Origin of the sequence: uncultured Kordia sp., assembly GCF_947489565.1 — a bacterium.
In the GTDB taxonomy this organism is placed as follows: domain Bacteria; phylum Bacteroidota; class Bacteroidia; order Flavobacteriales; family Flavobacteriaceae; genus Kordia.
In genome coordinates this window covers 42745-67178 of the sequence record NZ_CANLEA010000019.1, presented here as the reverse complement: position 1 = coordinate 67178, position 24434 = coordinate 42745, and the positions used below count along the sequence as shown (strand labels likewise).

Genomic DNA, 24434 nt, shown 5'->3' with positions numbered 1-24434 from the left:
AATCAGAAAAAAAAAGAGAAAATTATATTAAAAAAGACTTGAAAAATAAAATTATGATGTTATATTTGCACCCGCATTCAAGGAATTAATATTAGTTCTTTTTGAATGACCTGGTAGCTCAGTTGGTAGAGCATCTCCCTTTTAAGGAGAGGGTCCTGGGTTCGAGCCCCAGCCAGGTCACAAAATTACACTACAGAGGTCTATGACCTGGTAGCTCAGTTGGTAGAGCATCTCCCTTTTAAGGAGAGGGTCCTGGGTTCGAGCCCCAGCCAGGTCACAAAAGGAGTTAAGCATTTGCTTAACTTTTTTTATTTTTGCAAAGCACATAATACCGAAGTGCTGGAATTGGTAGACAGGCATGGTTGAGGGCCATGTGTTCATTAGAGCGTGTGGGTTCGACTCCCATCTTCGGTACTAAGAAATTTCTTCTTAATAAAAAATCCTAGCAATTGTGTTGGGATTTTTTTGTTTGTAAAACTAATACTAATTAAACATCGATAGTCGATTACTATCATAGTTTGTTATTAATATTTCTTGTCAATATCATTGATCCTACTGTTTTTTAAATTTCTTTACGCTTATGTATTTTTTTTCAAACTCTTATCTGATTTTATTAAATTGATTATTTAATTCTAAATAATATTCATATGAAAAAACAATCTTTAAAAAGGTTATCTCTCAACAAACACTCAATTTCAAATTTTAAAGCCTCTCAAATCAGTGGAGGATCAGAAGGAGATCATGCTGACGAATCGGGTGTTGTTCGTCCCTACCCTACAGATGAATGTCCTACGAACATTTGCCCATCTACTGAATGGTATTGCACTGTTATCATCACATTTACTTTGTAAGTACTAAAATAAAGAAGGATTGTTTTTTAAACTTCCTTCTTTATTTTGAATGCAGTGACTTGTGTTCTTTTTTGATGACTTAAGACAATGATTTTATCTCTTTTTCTATAAAAACACCTAAAGTCTATTTATTCAAGCCATTTTCTGAATTCGCTAGTAGTTGAAGCACTTGTAATTAAATGCTGCTTGTAGTTTTTGATAGAAATAGCCAATCTATCTCCAAAATAAGGTTCAATTTTTTCAATAAAATTAATATTAACGATCTCTCCTCTATTGATTTGAAAAAACTCTTTCGGATTAAGTTCTTTGATTAAATCTGACAACTTGTAACGAAATTCATTTTCTTTTCCCTTCTCATCAATAGCGATACACTTTCCAGAATTCGATAAAATGGCTCCTGTATTTTTTGTAGTTAAGATTTTTAGTTCTGTTTTGGTTTTTATGATAATACGTTCTTTGTAATTCGTATCTAATCCGTGAATTGCCTCAGATATTTTTTTCCAATCAACTTCATTGTTTTGTAGATTTTCATACTTTTCCATGGCCTTGCCAAACTTGTTATAACTAATAGGTTTTAACAGATAAGCGATTCCGTTTACATCGAAAGCCTCTTGGTAAAAGGTGTTGTAAGCCGTTGTGAAAATGATAGGAGATTTTATAATATTGGTTTTCAATAGCGAAAATACATTTCCATCTAACAATTCAATATCAGAAAATACTAAATCTACTTGCGCATTCGTTTGACTCCATTTTTCGACTTCTTCTTTACTTCGGAGCGATGCTACAATTTCGATTTTGTCATTGTATCGCAGTATATGATCTGAAATAATTTCAATATTAATAGCTTCGTCCTCTATGATTAATACTTTCATATTTCAAAAATTAATGGAATTTCAACAATAAATTCAGTATCCGTTTCAGTAAAAACTACTTCTTTTGTAAAATTGATTTGGTATTGACGTTTGAGATAATTGTTTCCCACACCTGTTCCCAAGGTAAAATCTACTTTATTCAACTTGTTTTTGATGATGATGCTTTCCGCTGTGCTAGAAAGTGAAATGAATAATGGAGCTTCAGCGCTTGCTTTGTTATGTTTGATTGCGTTTTCTACACATAATTGCAATGAACATGGAATGACAAGTCCTTTTGGATTTTCAATTTCATTTATAATTTGATACGCTTTTCCAAAACGTTTTCCCATCAAACTCATATATTTTTTTATAAATGATAACTCATTCGTTAAATCGACTAATTGATGATTTCCATGCTTTAAGTAGTAACGATATACATCTGAAAAATCATCGATAAAATCTTCCATTTGTTCAGGATTCTTTTTTGCTAATCCTGATAAAACACTCAAATTATTGAATAAAAAATGTGGTTCTAAATTCTTTTGTAGCATTTGTGATTGAAAAATTGCCTTTTCTTTTTCGGTTTCTTCTAATTCTAATGCGATTTTTTGAGATTGTCTGAAATATAAAAATGCAGAAGTAAGTGCAAAAACATCACTAAAGAATATAGTGACTGACAACATGTTAAAAAATCTTCCTATATAATCATACGACTCATTATTAAGTGTTGTCCACAGTATATAATCGATAACAAGTCCTACACTATTAAATAATATAAAAGATAAGGCATAGACTTTTATAAACTTTAAAATTGTTTTTGAAGTATCAATTTTATTAATGAGTTTCCAAGAAACAAATACCGATATAAATGAAACTATAGAAAATAGTAAAATAGTTAGATGATGGTAATAGTCATAAAAATCAATATCACCTTTAATTCTAACATAATAGAAAACAAAAATTTTAACGGCATTGCTTATAAACAATAATGCTAATACAATTAAAATATGCTTTAGTTCTATTTTTTGATTGAAAATCTTCACTTGCTTGTGATTTTAGGTTTACAAAATACATTTTTAGTTTAAGATAAGACTGTTTAAAGCTCCAATACTTTAAACAGTCTTATTGTGAATTAGTTATTTTTTGCTCTGTCTTGTTCTTCTTCGTTTCCAGAGTTACGTTGCTTCACTTTTATTTTTTTATTGCCAAAGCTATAGTTCAAGCTAAATTTCACACTTCTAGTGTCAAAATAATTATAGTACGTTTGGTCAATTCCATTGGTTTTGGTATTTACACTCGTTGCTCTACGTTTTAAAATATCATTGACAGCCAATACACAATTTAGTTTTTTATCGAGTAAGGAAAACTTTAAACCCAGATCAAGACTCACCATTTCTGATATTGAAAAATACATTAATTTTTGTGGAGTAGCATAGATGAACGTAGTTTCTGCTTGAATTGTTTTTGCTTCGTTTAAATGAAATGTATTTCTATTGTAAAACTGAAAATTCCATTGGCTTAATAATTCAGCATCTAAATCAAATCCGTCTTTATAACGCGTGTCCATTTTTGATAATGTTGCTTGGGTTGTAGTATTCCACCATGGAGTCGGATTGTATATGAAAGTTTCAGTTAATCCATAATTAAAAGCTGTATAAAAATTATCGAATGTTACTACAATTCTTTGTTGCGCTCCGTCTTCTGCTTTGATAATATTGAAATATCCATCATCTACATAACTCACAAATGCTTTACTAATAAGTTTTCCTTTGTAAATGTGAGTGAATTCTAAATTATCAGAAATTTGTGGTCTTAAAAACGGATTTCCTTCTTGATACGAAATTGAATTGATATAGAAACGAAACGGATTTAAACGTTCAAAACTTGGTCGTTGAATTCTTTTGCTATAGCTTAGATTAAACATATTTTTTTCACTTGGATTGTATCCTAAAAATACAGATGGAAATAGTTTGTTGTATGTATTGATGTCCGTTTGATTGTTTGTTTTTGAAACTCCTTTTGTTCGTGTATTTTCAAAGCGAAGTCCAATTTTTGCTTGCCATTTTTCATTTAATGGTTTAGACATATCTGCATATACAGCGTTGATATTTTCAGAATACATGAATTCATTACTTTGCGTAGGATCAAAAACTGGAATGCCTGTAGTAGTATTGTAAAAGGCAACATCACTATCCGTTTTTGTAACAGTACTTTTAACTCCATAAGAAAAGCTTCCCCATTTGCTTGGATGCTCTACATCTATTTTTCCACTATAGTTTTTAATGTTTTGATTGGTGTTATTTCTTGCTTCAAAATAGTTTTGATTTGTGATAAATTGTTCACTGCTAAAGTTTCTATCGAAAGAATTTTTAAAATTAAAATAATCGACATCAATAGCTAATTTTCTACCAAGTGTATCTAATTTTTGAATGTAATGCGCATTGATTGAATGGTTTTTATTAGTTGTATTAGCATTCCCTTGATTTATTGTAAACGTTCCATTTCCATCGTCTGTACGTGTTCTTCCACCATCGTTTATGCTTTTATCTTCAAACGAACCAATATATGAAATTCCAACTGTAGCATTATCGGTTAACTTATAATCTAAACCGAGTCTTCCTGAAATCATATTTTCTTTATTTTTCATGTCAAGATTTGTTTCGGTAGATGCCGATGGGTAAATAATATCAAATTCATTAAACTGTGCTGTGTGTCCTTTTGTTCCATTCAATGATGCAATTACACTTACTTTGTTTTTATTATAGTTAAATGTATTTCCAAAATTGAATAATGCGTATGTTGCTTGCGTGTAAGAAGTTCTAATTTGATTATTCCAACTGTTTTCTTTTGATTTTTTTAAAACAATATTGATAAGTCCGCTATTACCTTCAGCATCATATTTTGAAGGTGGCGTTGTAATGACTTCAATATTTTTAATATCGTCGGATGCAATGGTGTTCAAATAAGCAGTGAGTTCATTTCCTGATAATTGTACAATTCTATCATTAATCATTACGCGAACATTCCCTTTTCCTATAATAGCTAATTTATCCGTTTCTACATTTACACTTGGTGTGGCTTTTAATGCATCAAGTGCTGTTCCTCCAGTACCAGCAACGGTATTTTCTACATTAAAAATTAACCTGTCTACTTTTTGTTGAATGAGTTTTTTACGTGCCGTTATTACAACTTCTTGTAGTTGCTGTCCTCCTTCTTCTAAAACAATTGTTCCAATATTTGATTGAGTAGGGTTTATTTTCTTGGTGATAAATCCAACAAAACTAACTTCTAAATATATGTTTACATTTTTCACTTCAATAGAGAACGCTCCATGTTCATCAGAAATCACTCCAGTAATTAGCGAATTATCAGTTGTATTTTTTGCAACCACATTCGCAAATGAAATAGGTTGATTTTGTTTGTCGATTATTTTTCCTTTAAAAGTCTGCCCAAAACTAATAGAGCAAATAAAAGTGATTAAAAATGTAATTATAGTTTTCATAGTGTGTAATATTTCATGATTAATAACACACCAAAAGTATCTTGAAGAGGCAGTTTTTGAAATAGCATTGCAATGAATTGAGGGAAAAATGAAATGAATTAGTGGAAAACGAAAGATTGGTTGTTGTTAGATTGAAAAGTGTTCAATGTAAAAGAACTTTAAGCTCATTTTAATAAGCTAAATCCTCTATCAAAAAAGTACGATTGTAGAAACTTGAAGTATTAAGAAATTCTTCTAAAAATTAAATCCCAACATTGCTGTTGGGATTTTTCAATTTTCATAAAAGTTTATAATACCATCAAAGTATATTATAAATCTATCTTCTTATAAATTTTAGATTGCCAATTTTTAAAATCACTCGTATAATATTTAGAAAAACGCTTATCAGATACTCCACCAGCTATGTTTGTGAAAATAGTTTCTGTTGACATATCTGTAACCATTCGGAAAGAAGGAGCAAAAGAAGTCTGTCTTCCATTACTTTTATAGACTTGTCCTTGATGAATGGTGGCTCTTCCTCCAGGTAAAGGATATGGACCTTTATTAAACCCTAAAAACTTAGGTAGCTTCTCTCCTAGTAAGATATCTGTTAAGTAAAATTGATTGAAATCTCCCCAAGGTTTTGCTTTGGTTTGTAAAGCTTTCTCTATTGCTTCTCGATAGATTTCCGTTTTGGTTTTATCGCCAAACCATTTGGATTGATCTGCTAATAAAATAGCATCAAAATTGGCGTAAAAATCAATATAAACGCCTGTTTCATTTTGTAAAAAGTCATTCACATCTTTACCGAGTACTTTCCCAAATACTTCTGCGTAAAGCGTTCTATAAATTTGTTCAAATAGATATGCACCTTTTGAATCTGTATCATAGCAATAATCCCAATGTTGAAGAATGTCCCCATTTTCAGTTTTCGGGAGTAACGTTTTTATAAAAGGCATCATTTTTTCTGCTTGCAATGAATAGGTGTCATAATGCATTTCTTTTATAAAATCTACGGTAATTTTCTCTTCTGCTTCTAGTATTTTACATATTCTATCCGCTCTGTAGCTTCCCATGGTTATGGTATGCGGATTCACCTTTCCATATTGACTCAAATTTTCATTCGCTGTCGCAATAAAACCTTCTTTAGGATTATAACGTCTTGGTAAATCAGAATGCGGATAAAATCCTTGCCAATCATTTTCCTTTTCCCAGCCAATTAGCGGTACAAATCCATTATTTCCATTTTTTCGTATCGGTAATAAGCCTGACATTTGATATCCAATATTCCCTTGAACGTCTGCAAGTACCCAATTAAACGACATTTCTAGTTTTCCAAGAACTTCCATTCCTTCTTGCACACTTTTAGCATTCCATAGCTTTAAACCGCTTTTTATTGAATCTGCACCTCCTAGACTCCCTGACCAACGATTTGCTAAATAATATCCTTCTTCAAAAGGATTCCCTTCCAAAAATCCGTGGTCGTTTTCATAAACTATAAACTCAATATCTGAATCCTTTTTACGATGTATCATTTCTTTACGAACTGTAAAATCGTGCCATGCACCATCTTTCAAGTATTTTCCATCTTTACACTGTTCTATCCAAGAATCCATCGCATCCATAAAAGTATAGGTTGCTCCCCAAGACAAGTCTTTAGTTCTCCCAATAAGCATCGCGCTTATCCCAGGCATTGTTGCGGTATATGCTGCTTTATCGTCAAGTTCAAATTGCATTTCATACCATACCGTAGGAATTCGATTTATTTCCAAATGCGGATCATTAGAAAGAATCGGCATGCCGCTTTGCGTTTTTTTACCTGCCACGACCCAATTATTGGATGCCATTAAAGGAGCAATCATAGCATTCCATTTGACTGCATCTGGAATAATTTTTCCTTGTAATTTTATTTTCTTGAGAATCTCTTCATCATACGTATCTAAAATATCTGGAAACAGTTCTTCAAGCATTTCTCTTGGCGTATCCTTTTGTACCATTTCTATAAAAAGTCGTTCTATTTCACCTTGCGATTGTGCTAAAGTCAAATATCCGCTCATTCTTCCTAACAATAGGATATCTGAAATTTCCCAATCAAACTTTTTATATTTTAAAAGATTTTTAAATGCCCAAGGAGTTTTTTTAGAAAACGATACTTTGACACCTTCGCAATAGGCCTTTAATTTTTCGATTTCTTCTTTGGTGAATTTTTCTATTTCGCTTTCAAGATGACCATTCCAATTCATTTGTCTAAAAAAACGATCTATTTCAAGCATTTCAGGTTCATTTGCCAAATGTTCTGAGGCAGTTCCTTGTCCTAAAATGCGCATTAGCAACATTTGTGATCCTCTATCCATTGCATGACAATATCCCATTCCGAAATAAATATCTAATTCATTTTTAGCAATCACTTTTGGGATTCCTTGTGAGTTTCTGGTAATGGTAATTTGTTCGCTGCCTTGAATATTCATAGTATCATTTTGACTAAAAATACAACTTTTATAACAAAACTATAGCAGCATTCAAAGAACAAGAATGTTTATTAAAAAATCTGGCAGTTATGTCAGTTTTTTTGGTTTATAAAACAGGATTTTGTTTTTTATATTTAAGCTTAGTTTAATCCAAATTCTTAATCATGAAAACAACGAATCTTAAATCATTAGAGCTTAAAAAGAAATCAATTGCTAGCATTACTTCCAATGAAGTAAAAGGTGGCTTGACAACAATTCAAAACATTACAAGATCCTGCCCACATATTTGTGGTTCTAAAAAATAGAAACGTATCAGAGCATAAAGGCGGACTTTGGTTCGCTTTTTTATGTAGTAACTGCAAATTCTCCATCAAAAAAGATCGATTATAGTAATCTCAACAAGCATGTTGGGATTTTTTATTTTCTTTAATGCTTTCATAATACGATTCCGTATTTTATTCGGTTTGTATTTGTTAACTTTATCCAACATTAACAGAAAAATCAAACAAACCGATGAAAAGATTAATATGTATTTTTTTGATATGCATTTCATGTCAAAGTCAAACCTCCGATAAAAAGCAAGATTTAAATGAAATTCAAACGATCGAAAATGGTTTGTTATTAGGAATACAAGTAGAAGGCGATCCTGTAAAGACGTTTAATATTGTGGATCGAATGAACTTCTATAAAGTTCCTGGAGTGAGTATCGCTGTTGTAGAAGATGGAAAATTAAAATGGGCAAAAGGATACGGAATTGCAAATTCTAATACGGGAGCTAAAGTTGACGAAAATACGATGTTTCAAGCAGGTTCTATCAGTAAACCTATAGCCGCATTAGCTGTATTACAATTAGTTGAAAAAGGCATACTTGATCTTGATGAAGATGTAAATAATTATCTGAAAGATTGGAAAATTCCTGATAATGAGTTTACAAAAAACGAAAAAGTCACGCTTAGAAGATTACTGACGCATACTGCTGGTGTAACGGTTCACGGATTTCCGGGTTATAAACAATCGGCTACATTTCCAACGACAACTCAAGTTTTAAACGGAGAAGGAAATACTTCTAAAATATTCGTAGACACTGTTCCTGGTTCAATATGGCGTTATTCTGGCGGAGGTTATACTATTGCTCAAAAAGTGATTGAAGATGTTACGCAGCAGTCATTAGAAACCTATATGGCTAGTAATGTGTTAGAAATTATGAACATGGAAAACAGTACGTTTGAACAACCGTTAGCTAATCGGGAAGCCAATGCAAGTGCAGCGTATGATTTTCAAGGAAAAATAATAGATGGATTGTGGCACAATTACCCTGAGAAAGCTGCTGCAGGTTTGTGGACTACGCCATCCGATTTAGCAAAATACTGTATTGAAATTCAAGAAATTTTAAAAGGCAAAGAAAATGCGGTTTTACAAAAAGAAACTGTTGTTAAAATGCTTACGAAGCACAAAAACGATTGGGGATTAGGTCCTTCGTTACATTCAGGTGAAGACTTTTTGATATTTCGTCACGGTGGAAAAAATGCTGGTTTTACCAATAGATTCCTCTCGTTTACAAAACGTGGATATGCTGTGGTTATTATGACAAATGCGGATAATGGAAATAGTCTGATTGACGAAATTTCAAGAGCAATCTCTAAACATTATGACTTGGGAATAAGTGACACAAGAACTGTTAAAACCGTCGAATTAAGCAACGAAGAACTCAGCAAATTCACAGGTAAATACAAGCTAAATTATCAAGTTCCCAATATTGGTGATTATTTTATTGAAATAAGCATTAAAAATAATAAGCTATTTGTGAACGATCCCAACAATGGAGATACCAAAGTTCTAACAGCTTTAGGAGATTTAAAATTTATTGATTTGACTATAGGCGATCAAGGAACATTTCAAATTGAAAACGATAAAATTGGCTTAGTTTGGGGAAATAATAGATTCCAATTCTACAAAGTGGATGAATAAACAGTTTAAAAAATAAAATCTAAATAGACAAAGTTCTTTTTTGTGTTTCTCACAGTAAATATCTGCTTGTGACTTGTATCGTAAGCACTTGCATGCTTAGTATTTTTCAAAAAAACACTCACGTAATCAACTGTATAAAAGTTAATTACGGAATTACCGTACATGATTTACAATTTATTGTTATACCTTTTCCTACAACCAATATTATATATCATGAGAAAAAAAAGTCTTAAAAGTTTAAACCTCAACAAAAAATCTATTGCCAGCTTTCATATAGTTGGTGGTTCACACGCATCGTTAGTCATAACTACGCATTCTATTTCTTGGTGCAATTTAATTGGTTGTCCAAGTGAGTTTATAACAGCTTGTGATCCGTCAGAAGATGATACATCCTTAGAGTATAACACAACAGGTTCCGTTAACTGTGCGCCTCAATCATTATTTGCAGATTGTACTTCAGTAGCAGAGAGTATCGATAGTCCGTGTTAAGAATTTAATTTAAAAACGAAAAGTCCCAGTCATCAAAGCTGGGATTTTTTATGTTTTCTATCGAGTTAATGAAAAATGTCCAACTTTCCTAAGACCATTTTTAAGTAAGATTGTTTTCGTGTAATGCTGTGATGGTTTTTCTATACATGATTTATCATTAGTTTTTATACTTTACAAGTATTATAAACCCAAATTTTTAAATCATGAAAAAAAGAAATTTCACTTCATTAAGACTTGCTAAAAAAACAATTTCCAGCTTCAGTGCTAGCGAACTAAAAGGTGGCTGGAGTACAAGAACTAGGAATACAACTACTGCACGCACTGTTCGTGGATGTGATTAAAATTTGGCGGCTTCTACAGTCGCTTCTTCATTCTTCAGCATACACTAAATAATTTATATTGAATTTACTGTAATCCTAATCCATGTGTTTTTGCTCGTTTTCAATGATCGTTTCGGTATACATTTTGTGACCTTTTCTATTGAAACCGATTAAAATTGAAATTATGAACACAAAAAACACATGGAAAGTTACCATTTTATGTGTGTTGACAAGCTTTTTGATGAAAGCCCAACACAATTGTAACGAAACACTTTCGCTTTTTGCAGAGAATGTAAAAACAAAGCGATACGCAGAAGCCGCACCACAATTAGAAAAACTTCGAAAAGATTGTGCTACCACAAATTATGTGATTTATGCATACGGTGAAAAATTACTCAATTATGAATTGAAACAAGCCTCCGACAAAAAACAAGCAGCTTCCTCGTTAATTCAGTTGCTAAAAGATCGATTGGCATTTTTTCCTGAGAAAACTAAAAAAGGAGTCTTTTTACCAAAGATTGGCGCTTTGATGATTAAATACAACATCGGCACAATTGCAGAACAATACAAATGGTTTGACGATGCTTTTACTCAAGACAAAGCAAATTTTACGAATCCAGTGAATTTGTATTATTACTTTGAGTTGTATTACAAGATGTATCAAGCTGGAACATACGGGATTTCGCTTGAAAATCTTATGGAAAAGCATGAGCTTGTAAAAGAAAAGTTAGCTTCTGAAAAAGAAAAAACTCCGAAAAATAAAGAAGCTATAGAGAAACTCACCACCAATATGAATGTGTATGTTGAAAAGGTGGCGACTTGTGAAACTTTGATTCCGATGTTGGAAAAAAAGTTTGAAACCAATGCCACCAATATCGGTTGGCTTCGAAAAGCCGCTGGACAGTTAGATGCTAAAAAATGTGAAGATGATGCATTGTTTGTTGAAATGGTTGAAACAATTGACGCTATAGAACCCAATGCGAATTCAAAATATTATTTGTATCAAATTCATTCTCGCAAAGGCAATTCTGAAAAAGCGGAAATGTACTTGACACAATATATTGAATTGGAAACGGATGCTGCTAAGAAAGCGGCGATGTTGAACAAATTAGGCAAAACTGCTGAAAAGAAAAATCAGAAATCAAAAGCACGTTCGTATTATTTAAAAGCTGCAAAAGCTGATCCAACTGCTGGAAGAGCGTATTTAAACTTATCACGCTTGTACGGTTCGAGTGCCAATGCTTGCGGAACGGATGATTTTTCCAAAAGAGCCATTTATTGGAAAGCTGCCGAAACTGCTCGCAAAGCGGGAAATGTTGATAACGCTGTTAAAGGTGAAGCGAGTAGTTTGGCGGCAACCTATATGCAATCTGCGCCAAGTAAAACCGATATTTTCAAAAAAGGCTATAAAGGTGGCGAAAAGATTTTAATGAATTGTTGGGTTGGCGGACATGTAATTGTTCCCAATCTTTAACAAAAGATAATTTTAGTATAGAAAAAGATCAGTGGTTTTGCTGGTCTTTTTTTTGATTTAAATACGTGTCATCTAATGTTTTGGAGATTGCGATAGCTTCTTGAATGATTGCTGTAGGATATTGATTCATTTCTAGTATTCTGATCGCGTTTCTATTTTTGAGTTTTCCTTCTTTCAATTTGTAATCAAAAGCTACCGTATTTTCTTCTACAATTTCACTAAAGTGGTACAATTCATAGTTTTCCGCTAGCATGTCCGTCAATTCAATATCGTGCGTAGACACCAATACTTTATTGTTATTTTTAGCTAAAGCGGATAAGACAGCTTTTCCTGCCGAAATACGTTCTACAGTGTTGGTTCCTTTAAATAATTCATCTAATAAAAACAGATTGATCGTATCTTTTTCACTTTCAGCAATCATTTCTTTGATGGTGATGACTTCTTCAAAATAATAACTTTTGTCATTCATTAAATCATCACTAATACGAATTGCAGAAAATATCCGCATGCACGGGAACGACATCTGTTTCGCAAAGCACGTATTGATAGTCAAACCTGTAATCACGTTAATTCCAACTGCACGAATGAATGAGGTTTTTCCTGACATATTAGAACCTGTAAGTAATAACGATTTATCACGCAAATCAATATTGTTGGTTACACAATTACGGATTAATGGATGGTGAATTTCATCTGCGCAAGTTTCACTTTTTGAAGTAATTGTTGGAATACAATACCTTACTGCGCTTTCTCGCACAGAAGCAATTGCAATCAAAAAGTCTACATGTCCCACAAAAGTGAAAACAGATTCTATTTCGTTTCTTTTGGTTTCTAATTTTCGTAAAACTCCGAACAAAAGTAACGGCTCTATAAGAAATGTGATCTTAAAAATTTCAAATACAAACCATGCGAAAATGGCAAATTCTCCCTGTAAGTTGGCTTCCAATTGAAAAAACGACATTTTGTTCTTTACACTACGAATTACTCGTATTGCATCTGTTAACTTTGGTTGTAACTTTTGCAAATTTTTGTTTGTAAATAAATGTCCCGCAACTGCATTTAATCGAATTAATTGCGGAATAGAGTTTATATACTGTACCAAATTCTTTTTATTCCAATAGTGAATGATCAAATTGATGCAAAAGATTGCCGAAAAAACACCAAAGAAAATAGGCTTATAAAAAGAAAGTACAATGGTTATGAAACTAAGAAAGCTTAGTATTTTGATGCTTGAAAACCATTTTGGAGGTGAAATGTGTGATTCTTGAAATAAAGCTCGTACATAATAAGCATCTTTATGATTGAGTTTTTCTAACTTTTTCTGAACTTCAATTCTTAGTTTTTCATTTTCAGATAATTCAGAAATAATCGCTTCATCTAATTCCATTTGTGCTGAATTTGGATGAATAGTTCGAAGTTTATTGTATAAATATTGTTGTCCAATTTTAGAATGTGTTCGATCTAAAAACATGAATAACTCATCAAAATCTAAATCATTACAGGTTTTATCTGAAATGACCTGATGTGCTTTTGAATGATCTTTGTGAAGAAAGTATTTTTCAATCTTAGAAAAATGGAAATTCTCATCTTTTATACTTCCATAAGAAGCTTTGAGTCGCTCTTCAATTCCTTTTTTTCGGCGGAATGTAAACTTTGAAAAAAAATATTTGAGTTGTAGTGAAATAGTGTTGATCATTGTGCAATTAGTATCATATTTGCTTGTATTGTTACAACTGTAGACATGTATAATTTTTCGTTGTTTGTTTTAGAATCAACACGTATTATTTCTCTTCAAACTCAGGACAATCTATACGAATGTCTTGACTTTTTAAGGTTGCTTGAAGCAAATTGCAATAATCGGTATTATCATTCTTTTGGTAGAATTTACACGCGTAGCAAGTTCGCTGAACCGTTAGTATTTCACTTTGATTGAGCTTGTAGATTAACGAACTTAAGGTATTGAAAAAATCATCTAACTGTGCTGTATCAAACGAATCGACTTGCGCTTGTAAAGGTGCTGCAAAATCATTGGTTTCTGCTACAATTGCTTTTCCTGCGGCTGTTAATTGAATCGTATAGCTTCGTTGATCGGTTGGTGAATGATCTTTGAAAATCATTTCTTTTTTGACCAATACTTTAATCGCATCACTAATCGTAGGTTTGGTGATATTAAACTCTTTTGCCAAATGACTCACATTGCAAAGTTCCGATTTGTGAAAAGCGACAAAGATTAGAATTTGAATTTGAATTGGACTCAAGCCAATATGTTTTGCCTTCTTCCAAAGTAATAGTTTAAAAACTTCTGAAATACGCTCCAATCCAGTGACAATTTTACTGGAAACATCTTGAGAAACGTTTGGATTGAATGTGTTTTGATTGTTCATAAGAAAACCTGCCGAATTTAGTTTCGACAGGCTAAGTTAGTAATCCTAATTAAATTAATTACAATTTTCCATTTCAATAATAAAATATCCCTTTTGTGCTATCGCCGAAATGACTTCATCGGAAGCCTTTTCGATATGACAAAATTTACATTCTTTCGCAGTTAATTGCGTTCCTTCTATAGCTTTCGATTGTAAATAATCGTTCCCATACGAAAAGATAGTATCTTCCGCAGTCACATCACTTGGCACTAAAATATCAAAGTGCATCACACGATCATCGGTACGTTGTACGTATGTATCCCAAACTGAAACTTTCATAATTACTGTACTTTATAAGGTAATGACAAATTTCCGCTCGCAACACTAAATACTTCATACACGCCTAACATTGGTAGATTTTGTTTGCTCGTATTTACTTTCATAAAGGCAGCAACACCATCGTAGTTAAAATCTGTTTTATTGTTAATTCTGTAATCAGGAACAATGACTTTGATGGTGTTCTTTTTAGTCACCACAGGATAACCTGGAGAATCCATATACATAGGCATTCCTGGATTTGTTGGTGGCAATACAACCGTTTTATCATCTTTTTTAATTTGCTTTACAGAAAGTCCGCCAGCTACACGTTCGTCCTTGTGCAACACTACCCAATGCGGATGCCAAATGATTCCGTCGTTGTCAAATATGTTATCTGAATTTTCATCCCACAATGGTGTGTCATCAAAATCAGGATGCGATGTGAGCGCTAATGCTACAATTCCGTCGGTCATGCTGAATCCAACATCTGTTGGTTTCAATGTTGTTGGAAAAACGTAGCCTAACACTGGAGCTCCATCCAACTGTCCTGCTTTTTTAGGTTGTGTCTTTCCTGCGTTTCCGGTAACGTTAATTTCCCAAACCGTAACTGCTAAATCTGTATTGTGTGTGACTTTTACATTTTTAATAGCAAAATCATCATTTTTATATCCGCTTTCTTGCGCACAAGAAACCGTACTTGCTGCAACAAATAGGACAGCACTTATTACTACTACAATTGATTTCATAATTTCATTTTTATATTTAAATTAGGATTCCTAACTATTTAGATTAAAAAATTAAGCTTTTACATCCTCTATAGAAGCACCAAAGTTAAGATGTAATACATTTTTTGTAGGTGTTAGCAATGCAGGAACAGACTTCACTCCTACGGCTTCTGCTTCTGCAATTCTGGATCTTTCTTCTCCGATATGAACAATTTCAACATTCTCTGCTCCTATTAAATTGATAATGTCGTGTTCTGCGCTTACACATACAGGACAACCTGCATGATAAAAAATTGATGTACTCATGTGTTTCTTTTTTTAGTTTTGCATTATTGCGGAACAAATATAGTTAGGATTCCTAACTTAAACAATTAAATTTTGAAATTTCATTCAAACCCATGCTTCTTTCTCAGATTAAAAAGCGGCTTCAACCCTTTTATTATCTGACATTTCGCATTGATTTGCTTGTGCTAATTCTTTTAGAAAAATTTTATATAAGATTCCATAAATGAGATCATTTGTATCATTTATTTGAATTTCCATAAGAGAATAAGTTATGTTCCATATGTAATGTATTATTAGTTCAGTAAATTCTATGGAAGCTTTAAAAAATAACATAAGTAGTTGTGGCTAATTGACCTAAAACTAAATTAATCACGTATCCAATACACAATAAAAAGGCAATCCAGAATTGATAATTTTGCTCTTCGCGTTTCACGAATCCAACAATCAAAAATATCACAGCAGTTACAAATAACAACAAAGAAATCATCACTAGATAGTTTATTATTCTTATGAACTGCTCTATATCATGTGAATACAAATTAAAGTTGAATCCTAAAAAAAATAGTACTATCTGAATAATCAAAATCCAAATTGTAAAACGGAATGCCCATTTATAATAGTTAAGTTTTCCCATATGTTTATTTTGCTTATAAGTTACTCAACATATTCCAAAATATCGCCAGGTTGACAGTCTAAAGCTTTACATATGGCCATTAAGGTTGAAAAACGAATCGCTTTGGCTTTGCCATTTTTTAAAATAGACAAATTGGAAAGCGTCACTTCTACCTTTTCAGAAAGTTCGTTGAGCGACATTTTGCGTTTTGCCATCATGACATCTAAGTGAACAATAATTGCCATAATTTATACCGTTAGTTCGTTTTCTTTCTGCATTTCCACTCCTCTTTTGAACAGTTCTGCCAATACATATACAATTCCTGCTAAAAAGATATATTCGCTCGCAAAAGGTTCTGCATCAATTTCTGCATATTTATCTAACAATATCACATGTAGGTTGTGTACCATTGCTAGTATCCAAACCACAAAAATGGTGATACTTATTTTTTGTAAAATCTCAACAACAGCAGTGGTAAAAAGCTTTTCTATATTGATGGCACTTAATAATTTCGCCATAAACAAAGCAATGTACGCTTGTAATAAATACAACAGAATGTAATAAAAAACAATGACAGTATAGTGTAGAAAACTTGCATCTGCGTAGCGAGACAAATCCATGCCTTTGTATAAATCTTTAGAAGCTTCCGGATTTTGGATACTTACACCGAACGACATGATAATAGCGCCTGCTTTGATTAAGAGTCCAATAAAAGCTAACCACGCAAGGAAACGCATGAGTTTGAGTAGTTTTTCTGTTTTTGATGCCATGAATCTAGATTTTCAATTACACATCAAATAACGCTAATTTATTATTGAAAAACAATAAATATTTATTCTTATTTAATAATTATCCTTTTCAAAAAATGATTAATCCTTCCAAATATCAAACTCGTTTTTAAGGGTATTTAAAATTTCATTCATGTAAATTAATTCGTCAATTTCTGGAAAATGTTTCAAATAACTTTCAGGATTGCTATAAGTAAACGTGTGTGACTTTTTATTCGTTTTACTTTGTATAGTGTACGTTTCTCCGTCTAAAATTGCTACTTCTGAAAACATTGTTTCATATTCTACTTTTGTTTTCCCTTTTCGTTTGTATTTTAATCGATTTATTTCACCTCTTTTTTTGAGTTTCCACTGAATTTTATCTAAACTTGGTAATTCTAAAATATAACTTCGGACTAAGTTTTTAAACACAAACTCCAATTCATTTTTAGCAGTGAGTTTTTTACGATTCGTTTTCAATTCGGCTCGACCGATAACTTCATCATAATGTTCATAAAAATCTGCATTCCACTTCCCTTTCTCCGTTTTATACATTCTAAAAAGAGAACTGTAATTGGTGATTCCGCCACCAGTATAGATTCGAATTTCAGTTGGATATGTGAGTGAATCTGACAGTTTTAAATCCTTGTTGATTTTTGAGATGTCTGCTGTTACCAAAACTTTCTTTCGATTGGCTTCTTCTAATTTCAAATTTATAGAATCATTCAAACGAGCTCGTTCTGCAAAAGGCAATACGCCCATATAACACGGAGTTGATATTGAACTACAACTCACCAACACAAAAGAAATTAGTAGATATACAAAAGGTTTCATACTCAAAACTACAGTTCGTAATTATGGTATGAAACCTTGAATGAGTAAACCTCTTATTTGACTTAGTAAAGTTATGAATTTGCCAATGCAGCATTAAATTCGCGAATCAATTGCGCGATGTCTTCTTCCTTGTATTTTCTGGAAAAATGTACCGGAATTGGTTCTTCTATGTTGCACGCTTTCATAATTTTACCAGACATGGAAGCGTAACTATGGTAGTTTGCGTCTGCCAATTCTTTGTCTTCATCTTTATAAAAACTCTCTACAAATACGGTTCTCGCATTCGCGAAATGTGCTTTGATTTTCGCATGATTGTCCGCGTTTGCGGCATGATCCATAATAATTCCCACAACATCTCCTTTTTGAATGTGCAACCATTGAAACAACTCGTTTGCCTTAAATTCTTGATCTTCCACTTGAATGATCTTTTCTGAATCTTCTTGCTCAAAAGCATCTTTGAGTTCTTTTACCCACTTTCCTCCTTTAAAACCGCTTGCTTTGATATCAATTTTTACGGTATCAAATTCTTGAAATTTATAGGCTAAAGTTGGAATTTTATGATCTAACAAAATACCTGTTACCTGAAAATCTTTTTCTTCAAACAACACATTTCCGTTGATGGTTTTGAGTTTTTTCAATTCCCAAGTTGGCGGCTCTACTTCGTATACCGCGATTTCATTTTCGGAAACCAATTCTCTGATTTCGTAACTAATGGCACCTTCTTGAATTAAATTCCAAGAATAACTACGAATGCGCGCCTGTACTTGTGTTGCCAAACCTTTAGGTCCGCAAATAACAATACGACGCTGAATTCCCAACTGGTGACGAATCACAGAATCGAAATTCACAAAATGATCAATATGCGTATGACTGATAAATATAGCATTCGCATTTTGAAATTCTTTTACGGTAATTGCTGCGGCATCTCCGCATTCACAAAGGTAATTCCAAGGATGATTGTCTGGACGTACCATAATAGCAATATCTTCTGCTATCTTGCTTTTTACTTCTGCTGTAAACATGATGTAATGTATATAGTATTTTTTATTTTTTGATTAAATAGTGTAGAAAATTAAATTCCACAACCAGCTTTACGAACGAGTTCGCAACGGTATTTTCTGTATGTAAGTTTGTAATTAACTTAGCGCTCTGGTAAGTACGGCTGCCAGTTCGTATTTGAGTTCATCTGAAAAGCCCGATAATCCTGGAATGTCATTGTATTCTACAATATGTAGATTTCCGTTTTCTTCTTCCAAAATATCGATGGCAATAATATCGGCTCCGATAGCATTTTGCAACATTTTCAAATCGTTTACCAAGGCTTCTTCGGGTTCAAACTCTTCAAAATCGGTCGTTTCAATATTAGCTTTCCAAAACTTGCCTTTTCGCGACATTGCCCAAACTTTATCGTTAATGGCGATGTATCGAATATCACGCACATAGTTTATGTATGGTTCTACGGTAATATAATGCTCTGTTACAAAAAGTAAATCTTGAATGTCTTGCCATTTGCGTTCATCTTCTACCAAAACTTTCCCAAATCCACCATGATAATTCCCAACTTTCACAACAAAAGGGAAATCCATTTTAATGTTTTTTAAGTTGGTAGATTTTGTCACCACGTCGAAGTCAATCACAGATAAACCAAGCTTTTTTATAGTGGCTAACATTGACAAACGGTCAAATCCGATCTTTAAAGTTTCAGGAGAGTTCACACAAGGAATTCCTGCCAAAGCAATCAAATCTAAAGCAGTCGTTTGTATTTCTGTAGGCTTTATAGCTCCAACACGCCACAAAATTGCATCAGGTTGTACAACGCCATCACGATCAGCCACAAATAACTTTCCCGATTTTAAAATCCAAGAAGTATGTTGAATAGATTTTTGAACCACAGTATATGCAGGCAAAATATCTTTCCAATATTTTTCTCCGTTAACGACTAAAATTGTTTTCATGACACATTGTACTACGCAATTTGTATTGCTAAATTCTTCTCATATATACTTTTCTGCCTCTATCGATCGTAATATAAATCGTTTTGGCATCAATCCAAGTGACTTTAAAAGTACCTTCACCAGGACGTTTTTCTGGCGAACTTATAGTTACTTCTTTAGTTTTGGTGTTGTATTCCCAGTTTCCTTGTCTATCAGTAGTTGCAAGAGACTTTCCACCTTTTAATACTCCATCTTTCATAAATTCCATCCAATTTCCTCCTGCTTCAAAGATTTCACCTTCTGCAGATTCCATTTTAAACATTTCCCACTTTCCTAGTAAAGAATCTGTTTTTTGAAAAGATAAAAAACTAAAAATGATGACAACTAAAAATACTGTTTTTATAGGTTTCATGATGATGGGTTTTATAGAATTAAAGCGGCTAATATCAAACTTTTCGAGATAAAAAACATTTTTCTCATGCACAAATTTATAAAATCACTTAAAATTTGTGTGTTTGGTTATTTTTTAGTGATCAATGAAATGTATCAAACTATTCTTTGTTTTGCTAAAGACACTTCTAAATGGAAGGCTTTTCCTAAAAAAGTAGTAACGTTTTTTTAGGACGCGTCCCATGCTATGTTAATACTTTTCCATACTTTTACAGTATGCGCGCATATCTAAAATACATTCGTACTTTTTTAAGAGCTTCATTAATATCACTGCTGTTTGGTGCGTGCTGGGTAATTACTTTTTATGGTTTTGATGAATATGCCGTTACCAATTTAAAACATTTGAAAAACGATTTCTTTTTTGATATTGTGTTATTCTTTTTAAGCGGTTTGGTAGGTGCTTTTCTATTTTATTTAATCATGCTTCTTCTTGGCAAATTGAATACTTCATTTACAAAATAATAATCAAAACACTTCACAAACTTTACATTCCTACCTCTCCTAACAACTCACAACATAAACTACTCATAATAAGTATTTTATCTGAATAACGATTACGTAAAAACGTACAAATGATACGTCTAAAACCTACTTTAAGAGCAGTCTTTTAGTGTACATTTAAGTAACCAAAAACAAATAAATATTTTAATTATGAAAAAAACAATTTTCAATCTGTTAATGGCGGGAATCGCTTTATTTTCAGTAAATGCTTTACAAGCACAGGTTACTAATTTCGGAACTGGCTCAGGTACTGGAGGTACTAATGCTACGTACGTTGGATACTTTTCAGGTCCTTCTGCTACAGCTTTTAACAACAGTTTCTTTGGGCATTTTAGTGGTAGAGCTACAACTACTGGAAGCAATAACTCTTACTTTGGATCTCAAGCAGGACGCGATGACTCTGTGAGTTACAACAATACATTTATGGGTTCAAGTGCAGGAAGATCTAGTAAAGGAAATAATAATACTTTTATTGGAGCTTATACTGGTAGAATCAATACTGGTGGTTATAATACTACTATAGGAAGTGGTGCAGGACAAAATAATACCGATGGATTTCACAACACCTTGTTAGGAGCCGCTGCTGGATATTATAATGCAGAAGGATTTGGAAATGTATATGTTGGAAACAATTCTGGATTTGGATCTAGCGGTGCGCCAGGTGGAAACTATAATGTTGCTGTTGGTACTGAAAGTGGTCGCGTAATTAAAGAAGGAAAGTACAATGTATTTTTAGGCTATCGTTCTGGATATAACAATTCTAGCGGTTATTTAAATGTTTTCTTAGGAAATGACGCTGGATACAATGAAACTGGAAACGAAAAATTGTACATTGATGTGACAACCACTTCTACTCCATTAATTTATGGTGAGTTTGATCAAGATAAAGTAGGAATCAACACGAATCAATTGCCAAATAGTGTTGGTGGCGCAAATACAAGTGCATACAGTTTATACGTTAAAGGAGGAATTTTAACAGAAGAAGTACGTGTGCGCACAGGTTGGGCTGATTATGTTTTTGATGCAGATTATGATTTACTTCCAATCAATGAAGTAGAAAGTTTCATTAAAGAAAATGGTCATTTACCTAATGTTCCTTCTGAAAAGCAAGTTGAAGCACAAGGTGTTGAATTGGGAGATATTACACGTATTCAACAAGAAAAAATAGAAGAGTTGACACTTTATATCATCAAACTACAAAAACAAGTTGATGCATTATCTGAAAAATTAGACAAAGAAATCAATAAAAAATAAGTGCTATCCTTAAAACAATAACATTATGAAAAACTTATCTATATATATACTAAGTTTTCTCTCTTTTGTTTGGTATTCAGGTATAGCCCAAGAAAAAATTGACGAAAATTTACTAGAACAACTCAAAACGAAACAATCTGAAGAGCAAGTTTCATTTATTGTAATGCTCTCTGATCAAGTAGAGTTAACTGAGTTAAAGAGAAATCAAGAAAGTCTAACAAGACAACAATTACATGAGCAAGTGGTCACCATGCTTCAAAACAAAGCTGGAAATACCCAAAAAGATCTTGTATCCTACTTAAGTATGCAAAAAAGAAGAGGCGATATAAGTGCCTTTCAACCACTTTGGATCATTAATGCCGTACTCGTAAAAGGAAAAGCTAAGACAGTCGTAGAAATCAGTCAACACAAAGACGTTGCGTTTGTATATTTAGATTATCTCATTACTTCTATTCTTCCAGCAGACAGAACAACAGCTGCTTCCATAAGCACTTCTGGTGTTGAACCTGGAGTTACGCTTATCAATGCAGATTGTATGTGGGCGCAAGGATATACAGGAGCAGGACGTTTGGTGTCACATTTAGATACTGGAGTAGATGCAAGTCATCCCGCATTGACAACAAAATGGCGTGGAAATGCTACGGGAGTTACACCGGGAGAAGCATGGTTTGATCCAAATGGACTCTCGCCTACGTATCCAGTAGATTCTGGTTCGCACGGAACTCATACCATGGGAACAATTTTAGGAAGTACCACCGGAGATATTATTGGTGTTGCGTATGATGCTGAATGGATTTCTGCAGGTGTAATTGACATTGGCGGTATTAGCAATACGATTTCCAATGCATTGTTAGCGTTTCAATGGACTGTTGATCCAGATGGAGATCCAACTACGGTAGATGATGTGCCAGATGTAAGTTCTAACTCTTGGGGATTAAGTCCAATATACGGACATGTTCCATCGGCATGTGACACTACATTTTGGTCTGTAATAGATAATGTAGAAGCAGCTACAGTTGTCGTTGTTTTTGCCGCTGGAAATGAAGGAGGATTTGGAAGCAGTACACTGCGAACGCCTTCCGACAGAGCTACGACAGCGTATAATACTTTTTCGGTTGGCGCTTTAGATGCTACAGGAGCAAATATTGCTTCGTACAGTAGTAGAGGTCCTTCTACCTGTACCGCAGATCCGCTTTTGGCTATAAAACCAGAGGTTGTTGCACGTGGATCATCTGTTAGATCATCAATACCTGGTGGTGGATATTCTTCTTTTAACGGAACTTCTATGGCTGCACCACATGTAGCTGGAGCAGTTGCGTTGTTAAGACAAGTAGATCCAAATGCCACTGTAGATACTATTAAAGATGCGTTGATGTCAACAGCCATCGATTTAGGAACTACAGGACAAGATAACAATTACGGTCACGGATTGATTGATGTCTGCGCAGCTGCAGCATTATTAACTCCTTGTCCTGTTTCATTAAACATTACTACAAATGTACTATCGGGAACAGACACGCAAGAAGCTTCTAATGATATTACGGCTTCAAATACCATAAGTTCAGGGGCTACCGCGATTTATCATGCGGGAACAGAAGTTGTTTTAGCACCAGGATTTGATGCGTTGAATGGTTCTGTTTTTAGAGCATATATTGAGGGATGTACAGGTTCGTTTGTAAGTAGAAGCAATGATGAACCAATCGCTTTTATTGATGAATCTCTTGACCAAGAAGTTTCTGAAGAAGAAGTGCAAAAGATCTATATTGCTCCAAATCCAAATCAAGGAGCATTTTCTGTGTATTTTGAAGAAAAAGAAAGCGGAATACTTCAAATTCTAGACTTTAAAGGAGAATTGATTCAATCGATTGATTTTGATAACAAGGATAAAATTTCAGTAGATATTCAACGAAGCTTACAAGGAATGTATTTTGTAAAAGTTCTTACCAAATCAAAAACATTTACCGAAAAAATTATCAAAAAATAAGTAGTTTACACAAAATAAAATACCCTAAAAGGCGAACTCGCAGTTCGCCTTTTTTAACATAAAGCACTGAAATACTGTACAAATACATCAAAATTTATCAATTTGGACAGCAAAACGGTCGCTATTTATAAATACCGACTAGCTTTAGTTTTTCGGCATTCTTGTTCTTTATAGTTTTAACCTAAACATTTTAAAACTTATCAACATGAAAAAAAGAAAGTTAAAATCATTAAGCCTAGAAAAACAAGTAGTTTCTTCTTTAAACGAGACCATCGTTGGTGGTGTAAACAAGACTGATGGATTTACCATCACTTGTGCCAGACCGATCGGAAATTGTACTATAGCATTGACGGTTCAACCATTAGTATGTTACTTATATTCAATACAGTACAATTGTGAAACATTGGAAAAATGTTAATTATTGAGAAATAATTTTTAAAAGACTATCAGAAATGGTAGTCTTTTTTATTTAGAACCATTCTTAATAAAAGGAAAGTGAAATAA

At 33.2% G+C, this 24434-nt stretch carries 24 protein-coding genes and 3 tRNA genes; 11 read left to right on the top strand and 16 right to left on the bottom strand.

From position 1 onward, the window contains the following. Nucleotides 1-107: 107 nt before the first annotated feature. The 3 genes from Q0845_RS21860 to Q0845_RS21850 all read left to right on the top strand — a co-directional run bounded on the left by Q0845_RS21860 (nucleotide 108) and on the right by Q0845_RS21850 (nucleotide 414). Nucleotides 108-180 (top strand) — tRNA-Lys (locus Q0845_RS21860). A 24-nt stretch (nucleotides 181-204) separates the two neighbouring features. Next, nucleotides 205-277: transfer RNA gene (locus Q0845_RS21855), tRNA-Lys, on the top strand. Nucleotides 278-330: 53 nt separating this feature from the next. Further along, nucleotides 331-414: transfer RNA gene (locus Q0845_RS21850), tRNA-Leu, on the top strand. Nucleotides 415-979: 565 nt separating this feature from the next. Here Q0845_RS21850 and Q0845_RS21845 read toward each other — a convergent pair. From Q0845_RS21845 to Q0845_RS21830, 4 genes are all read right to left on the bottom strand, one after another. After that, entirely contained in the window at nucleotides 980-1723 is a 744-nt protein-coding gene (locus Q0845_RS21845) for a LytTR family DNA-binding domain-containing protein (RefSeq protein WP_298517904.1), read from the bottom strand. Then, nucleotides 1720-2745: a sensor histidine kinase gene (locus tag Q0845_RS21840; protein ID WP_298517901.1), complete on the bottom strand. Its 1026-nt coding sequence runs from the start codon at nucleotides 2743-2745 to the stop codon at nucleotides 1720-1722. Before Q0845_RS21840 ends, Q0845_RS21845 begins: the two co-directional genes overlap by 4 nt. Before the next feature lie 89 nt (nucleotides 2746-2834). Further along, a complete protein-coding gene (locus Q0845_RS21835) occupies nucleotides 2835-5204 on the bottom strand; it encodes an outer membrane beta-barrel family protein (protein WP_298517898.1) in 2370 nt (789 codons plus the stop codon). Between the two features lie 308 nt (nucleotides 5205-5512). Then, nucleotides 5513-7651, bottom strand: a complete 2139-nt coding sequence (locus tag Q0845_RS21830; protein WP_298517895.1) for a penicillin acylase family protein — start codon at nucleotides 7649-7651, stop codon at nucleotides 5513-5515. A gap of 164 nt (nucleotides 7652-7815) precedes the next feature. Between Q0845_RS21830 and Q0845_RS21825 the strand changes: the two genes are divergently transcribed. The 4 genes from Q0845_RS21825 (at nucleotide 7816) to Q0845_RS21810 (ending at nucleotide 11902) form a co-directional block, all read left to right on the top strand. After that, complete coding sequence (locus Q0845_RS21825; protein WP_298517892.1) at nucleotides 7816-7956, top strand: hypothetical protein; 141 nt, start codon at nucleotides 7816-7818, stop codon at nucleotides 7954-7956. Between the two features lie 208 nt (nucleotides 7957-8164). Continuing rightward, nucleotides 8165-9619, top strand: coding sequence for a serine hydrolase (locus Q0845_RS21820; protein WP_298517889.1), 1455 nt, complete (start codon nucleotides 8165-8167; stop codon nucleotides 9617-9619). 213 nt (nucleotides 9620-9832) lie between these two features. Then, nucleotides 9833-10108: a hypothetical protein gene (locus Q0845_RS21815; RefSeq protein ID WP_298517885.1), complete on the top strand. Its 276-nt coding sequence runs from the start codon at nucleotides 9833-9835 to the stop codon at nucleotides 10106-10108. A gap of 504 nt (nucleotides 10109-10612) precedes the next feature. Continuing rightward, nucleotides 10613-11902, top strand: coding sequence for a hypothetical protein (locus Q0845_RS21810; RefSeq protein ID WP_298517881.1), 1290 nt, complete (start codon nucleotides 10613-10615; stop codon nucleotides 11900-11902). A 28-nt stretch (nucleotides 11903-11930) separates the two neighbouring features. Here Q0845_RS21810 and Q0845_RS21805 read toward each other — a convergent pair whose 3' ends face one another. The 12 genes from Q0845_RS21805 to Q0845_RS21750 form a co-directional block, all read right to left on the bottom strand. Then, nucleotides 11931-13598 carry a DNA mismatch repair protein MutS gene (locus Q0845_RS21805; protein WP_298517878.1) on the bottom strand — a complete coding sequence of 556 codons (1668 nt, stop codon included), beginning with the start codon at nucleotides 13596-13598 and terminating at the stop codon, nucleotides 11931-11933. A gap of 85 nt (nucleotides 13599-13683) precedes the next feature. Continuing rightward, nucleotides 13684-14286: a MarR family winged helix-turn-helix transcriptional regulator gene (locus Q0845_RS21800; RefSeq protein ID WP_298517875.1), complete on the bottom strand. Its 603-nt coding sequence runs from the start codon at nucleotides 14284-14286 to the stop codon at nucleotides 13684-13686. Between the two features lie 54 nt (nucleotides 14287-14340). Continuing rightward, nucleotides 14341-14604, bottom strand: coding sequence for a DUF2024 family protein (locus tag Q0845_RS21795; RefSeq protein WP_298517872.1), 264 nt, complete (start codon nucleotides 14602-14604; stop codon nucleotides 14341-14343). 2 nt (nucleotides 14605-14606) lie between these two features. After that, entirely contained in the window at nucleotides 14607-15329 is a 723-nt protein-coding gene (locus Q0845_RS21790) for a hypothetical protein (RefSeq protein ID WP_298517868.1), read from the bottom strand. Between the two features lie 51 nt (nucleotides 15330-15380). Further along, nucleotides 15381-15614, bottom strand: a complete 234-nt coding sequence (locus Q0845_RS21785) for a thioredoxin family protein (protein WP_298517865.1) — start codon at nucleotides 15612-15614, stop codon at nucleotides 15381-15383. A 298-nt stretch (nucleotides 15615-15912) separates the two neighbouring features. Then, nucleotides 15913-16227, bottom strand: a complete 315-nt coding sequence (locus Q0845_RS21780) for a hypothetical protein (RefSeq protein ID WP_298517863.1) — start codon at nucleotides 16225-16227, stop codon at nucleotides 15913-15915. A gap of 20 nt (nucleotides 16228-16247) precedes the next feature. Continuing rightward, nucleotides 16248-16451: a helix-turn-helix transcriptional regulator gene (locus Q0845_RS21775; protein WP_298517860.1), complete on the bottom strand. Its 204-nt coding sequence runs from the start codon at nucleotides 16449-16451 to the stop codon at nucleotides 16248-16250. 3 nt (nucleotides 16452-16454) lie between these two features. Further along, nucleotides 16455-16976 (bottom strand): DUF2975 domain-containing protein, encoded by a 522-nt coding sequence (locus Q0845_RS21770; RefSeq protein ID WP_298517857.1) that lies wholly within the window; start codon nucleotides 16974-16976, stop codon nucleotides 16455-16457. Between the two features lie 99 nt (nucleotides 16977-17075). Beyond that, nucleotides 17076-17807: a hypothetical protein gene (locus tag Q0845_RS21765; RefSeq protein ID WP_298517854.1), complete on the bottom strand. Its 732-nt coding sequence runs from the start codon at nucleotides 17805-17807 to the stop codon at nucleotides 17076-17078. Nucleotides 17808-17878: 71 nt separating this feature from the next. Next, nucleotides 17879-18829, bottom strand: a complete 951-nt coding sequence (locus tag Q0845_RS21760; RefSeq protein WP_298517851.1) for a peptidase — start codon at nucleotides 18827-18829, stop codon at nucleotides 17879-17881. A gap of 114 nt (nucleotides 18830-18943) precedes the next feature. Next, nucleotides 18944-19762: a RimK family alpha-L-glutamate ligase gene (locus Q0845_RS21755; protein WP_298517848.1), complete on the bottom strand. Its 819-nt coding sequence runs from the start codon at nucleotides 19760-19762 to the stop codon at nucleotides 18944-18946. A gap of 28 nt (nucleotides 19763-19790) precedes the next feature. Continuing rightward, a complete protein-coding gene (locus Q0845_RS21750; protein WP_298517845.1) occupies nucleotides 19791-20153 on the bottom strand; it encodes a hypothetical protein in 363 nt (120 codons plus the stop codon). Between the two features lie 254 nt (nucleotides 20154-20407). Here Q0845_RS21750 and Q0845_RS21745 point away from each other — a divergent pair, with 254 nt between their 5' ends. The 4 genes from Q0845_RS21745 to Q0845_RS21730 all read left to right on the top strand — a co-directional run bounded on the left by Q0845_RS21745 (nucleotide 20408) and on the right by Q0845_RS21730 (nucleotide 24348). Next, nucleotides 20408-20653: a hypothetical protein gene (locus Q0845_RS21745; protein WP_298517842.1), complete on the top strand. Its 246-nt coding sequence runs from the start codon at nucleotides 20408-20410 to the stop codon at nucleotides 20651-20653. 189 nt (nucleotides 20654-20842) lie between these two features. Continuing rightward, nucleotides 20843-21946 (top strand): hypothetical protein, encoded by a 1104-nt coding sequence (locus Q0845_RS21740; RefSeq protein WP_298517840.1) that lies wholly within the window; start codon nucleotides 20843-20845, stop codon nucleotides 21944-21946. A 25-nt stretch (nucleotides 21947-21971) separates the two neighbouring features. Continuing rightward, nucleotides 21972-23930, top strand: a complete 1959-nt coding sequence (locus tag Q0845_RS21735) for a S8 family peptidase (RefSeq protein WP_298517836.1) — start codon at nucleotides 21972-21974, stop codon at nucleotides 23928-23930. 205 nt (nucleotides 23931-24135) lie between these two features. Continuing rightward, nucleotides 24136-24348, top strand: coding sequence for a hypothetical protein (locus Q0845_RS21730; protein WP_298517833.1), 213 nt, complete (start codon nucleotides 24136-24138; stop codon nucleotides 24346-24348). Nucleotides 24349-24434: the final 86 nt, after the last annotated feature.